The sequence below is a fragment of the Xenophilus sp. genome (assembly GCF_044462705.1).
In the GTDB taxonomy this organism is placed as follows: Bacteria; Pseudomonadota; Gammaproteobacteria; order Burkholderiales; family Burkholderiaceae_C; genus Xenophilus; species Xenophilus azovorans.
Genome location: NZ_JBIQNC010000060.1, coordinates 19,638 through 23,272, shown reverse-complemented (window position 1 = coordinate 23,272; position 3,635 = coordinate 19,638). Strand labels below are relative to the sequence as shown.

Annotated in this window: 2 protein-coding genes and 1 riboswitch; both genes read right to left on the bottom strand. The window is 68.7% G+C overall.

Translation table 11 applies throughout. The features are described from left to right. Window positions 1–216: 216 nt before the first annotated feature. Window positions 217–1,461, bottom strand: a complete 1,245-nt coding sequence (locus ACIY1X_RS11450; protein WP_399680649.1) for a porin — start codon at window positions 1,459–1,461, stop codon at window positions 217–219. A gap of 127 nt (window positions 1,462–1,588) precedes the next feature. After that, window positions 1,589–3,439: a phosphomethylpyrimidine synthase ThiC gene (gene thiC / locus ACIY1X_RS11445; protein ID WP_399680647.1), complete on the bottom strand. Its 1,851-nt coding sequence runs from the start codon at window positions 3,437–3,439 to the stop codon at window positions 1,589–1,591. Between the two features lie 91 nt (window positions 3,440–3,530). Beyond that, window positions 3,531–3,635: riboswitch (TPP riboswitch) on the bottom strand.

The following is a 3,635-nucleotide window of genomic DNA, read 5'->3' as shown; positions in this document are numbered from 1 at the left end:
CCGACAAGCGCGTGGAGCCGGCCGAGCACAAGAAGTTCGTGCAGTCCGAGGTCGCGCGATTCGGGCCGGTCATCAAGGCCGCAGGCGTCTACGCAGACTGACCGACGCCGCTGCAAGAAAAAACGGCCCGCGCGAAGGCGGGCCGAATGAAACCTTGGGAAAGGCTCCTTGGAGAAAACTGCCGCGCCTGCGCGCGGCGCGGTGTGCCGGTGCCGCTCAGAAGGAGTGGCGCAGGCCGAACTCGTAGCCCGTCGAGTTCTTCGCCTGGTAGGCCACGCCGGCCGGCAGCGTGACCGCGGCGGCGGCGGTCATCACGTTCGGCCCGCCCACCGTGAGGTTCATGCCGTTCTTGTTGGACACGCGCGCCACCGTGGCGTAGAGCGCGGTGCGCTTCGACAGGTTGTGCTGGTAGCCCAGCGCGAACTTGGTGGCCTTCGGGTCGGGCGTGCGATACCAGAGGCTTTGCTGGTTGTCGTCCTGCTTGACCTGGGCGATGGACGCGCGGATCACGCCCGCGCCGACCGGCACCGCCACGCCCAGCAGGTAGCCCTGCGTCTTGGTCTTCGGGTCGATGGCCAGCAGGCCGAACCCGTAGTCGGCCGGCAGCGTGCTGCGCTCGTTGCGGTGCTGCGAGTACTGGGCAAACAGCTTGGCGACGCCGAAGTCGTAGGTCGCGCCCAGGTTGAAGATCTTGCTCTTCGTGCGGCGCGTGTCCAGCACGTCGTAGAAGTCGTTGTTCGCGTCGGGGCCCGAGAGGCCGTCGCGCTGGCCGTAGGCCAGGGCCACGTCCAGCGGCCCGTTCGCGTAGCCGAAGCGCGCGCCGAAGTAGCGGCCGGCGTCCGAGTCGCGCTCGTAGGGGCCCAGCGGGCTGTAGCTGGTCTTCTCGGAGAAGCCGTAGGCCACGTTGCCGTAGAAGCCGCCCAGGTTCCTGGGCAGGAAGTACTGCACCATGTTGCTGTTGCGGCTGTGGCTGTAGGCCGCGGCGATCAGCGAGCCGCCGATGCCGGTGGCGCCGAAGGGATCGAAGGTGTCGTCGCTGGTCTTCACCGGCGTGTTGTCGCGGCCCAGGCGGATTTCACCGAAGCCGCCCGACAGGCTCACGGTGGAGCGGCGGCTGAAGGTGGACACGCCCGTGGCCCCGTCGTCGTTGGTGATCGGCGCTTCCAGCCAGAACCCGGCCGACAGGCCGCCGCCGAGGTCTTCCACGCCGCGGAAGCCCAGGCGGCTGGAGCTCAGGCCCGAGTTGCGCAGCTCGGTGCGGCTGGCCTTGACGCTGTGCGGCAGGAGCCACACGGCCGGATCGAAGGCGATGGCCAGCAGCGGGTCGGTGTAGACCAGCTCGGCCTTGTTGGTGACCGAACTCACGGCGACGTCGACGACGCCGAAGACCGTCACGGAGGATTGCGCGGAAACGGCGCCGCAGGCCGCCATTGCGGCCAGGGCCGCCAGATGCTTCTTCATTCGTAGAACTCCAGGATGTGCTGTCGCTTCTCTTGGCGGAAGCGGAGGGAGCCCCGGCCGGAGCCGGGACGAACGAAGTCTGCGTGCGCAACAAGTCATGGCGGTGACGCCGCGCGGCGCAGCGCCGCTATGCCGCGGGGTGGATCGGCACGTACATCTCCCCACCCCCCGCCATGAATTCGCGCGACTTCTCTGCCATCCCCTGCGCCGCGTATTCGCGCACTTCCTGCGTGATCTTCATCGAGCAGAACTTCGGCCCGCACATGGAGCAGAAGTGCGCGACCTTGCTCGCGTCCTTGGGCAGCGTCTCGTCGTGGAATTCGCGCGCCGTGTCCGGGTCCAGGCCCAGGTTGAACTGGTCTTCCCAGCGGAACTCGAAGCGCGCCTTGCTGAGCGCGTCGTCGCGTGCCCGTGCGCCCGGGTGCCCCTTGGCGACGTCGGCCGCGTGCGCCGCGATCCGGTACGCGATGATCCCCTGCTTGACGTCGTCGCGGTCCGGCAGGCCCAGGTGCTCCTTGGGCGTCACGTAGCACAGCATGGCGGTGCCGTACCAGCCGATCATCGCGGCGCCGATGGCCGAGGCGATGTGGTCGTAGCCCGGCGCGATGTCGATGGTCAGCGGGCCCAGCGTGTAGAAGGGCGCCTCGTGGCAGTGCCTGAGCTGCTCGTCCATGTTGGCCTGGATCATGTGCATCGGCACGTGGCCCGGCCCCTCGATCATGGTCTGCACGTCGTGCTTCCAGGCGACTTGCGTCAGCTCGCCCAGCGTGCGCAGCTCGGCGAACTGCGCCTCGTCGTTGGCGTCGGCGCCGCAGCCGGGGCGCAGGCCGTCGCCCAGCGAGAAGCTCACGTCGTACGCCTTCATGATCTCGCAGATCTCCTCGAAGTGCTCGTACAGGAAGCTCTCGCGGTGGTGCGCGATGCACCACTTGGCCATGATCGAGCCGCCGCGCGAGACGATGCCCGTCATGCGCTTGGCCGTCAGGTGGATGAAGGGCAGCCGCAGCCCGGCATGGATGGTGAAGTAGTCCACCCCCTGCTCGGCCTGCTCGATCAGCGTGTCGCGGTAGATCGCCCAGGTCAGGTCCTCGGCCACGCCGCCCACCTTCTCCAGCGCCTGGTAGATCGGCACCGTGCCGATCGGCACGGGGCTGTTGCGCACGATCCAGTCGCGCGTGGTGTGGATGTTGCGGCCGGTGCTGAGGTCCATCACGTTGTCGGCGCCCCAGCGGATGGCCCACACCAGCTTCTCCACTTCTTCCTCGATGCTGGAGGTGACGGCCGAGTTGCCGATGTTGGCGTTGATCTTGACCTTGAAGTTGCGGCCGATGGCCATCGGCTCCACCTCGGGGTGGTTGATGTTGGCCGGAATGATGGCGCGGCCGCGCGCCACCTCGTCGCGCACGAACTCGGGGGTGATGACCGGCGGGATGCTGGCGCCCATCGGGTTGCCGGCCACGCGCTTCGCGCGCTCGGCGTCGGCCAGGTACTCGGCCATCCACTCGCGCCGGCCGTTCTCGCGCAGCGCCACGTATTCCATCTCGGGCGTGACGATGCCGCGGCGCGCGTAGTGCATCTGCGTCACGTTCATGCCGCTCTTCGCGCGGCGCGGGCGGCGCTGCAGCGCGGCGGCCTCGGCGCGCAGTTGCGCGATGCGGTCGGCCTCGCGCGCTTCATGCTTCGCGCCGTCGTCCAGCGCCTGGCGGATGCGGCCTTCGTAGGCTTCGGTGTCGCCGCGCTCGGCGATCCAGGCGTCGCGCACGCCCGGCAGGCCGCGCCGCACGTCGATCGCCGCTGCGGGGTCGGTGTAGGGGCCGGAGGTGTCGTAGAGCGAGACCACCTCGCCGTTGCTCAGGTGCACGTCGCGCACCGGCACCTGCAGGTCGGCGCGGCTGCCGGCGATGCGGCCCTTGGTGGAGGCGGGGAAGGGCTCGCGCGTCAGCGCCAGCAGGTGAGAGAACTTGTCGGGGGCATTCATGGGGGCAATCTCCTCGGAAGGTGGATGGATGCCCCGCAATCGGCACCGGGTGCACGCCCGTCCGCCACGAATGAACGGGCGGATTTCGGCGCATCGGCGCTGCAGCTCTTCTTACGCTGGTACTAACCAGATCAAGTTCGCGGTTCCGGCGGTCAGGTCCGCCATCTCAGCACGCCGTTACGTGCACCCCGGAGCG

Bases quoted from the DNA above. Each gene is read 5' to 3' on its own strand.
- ACIY1X_RS11450 (WP_399680649.1), bottom strand. From the start codon at position 1,461: ATGAAGAAGCATCTGGCGGCCCTGGCCGCAATGGCGGCCTGCGGCGCC.
- thiC (WP_399680647.1), bottom strand. From the start codon at position 3,439: ATGAATGCCCCCGACAAGTTCTCTCACCTGCTGGCGCTGACGCGCGAG.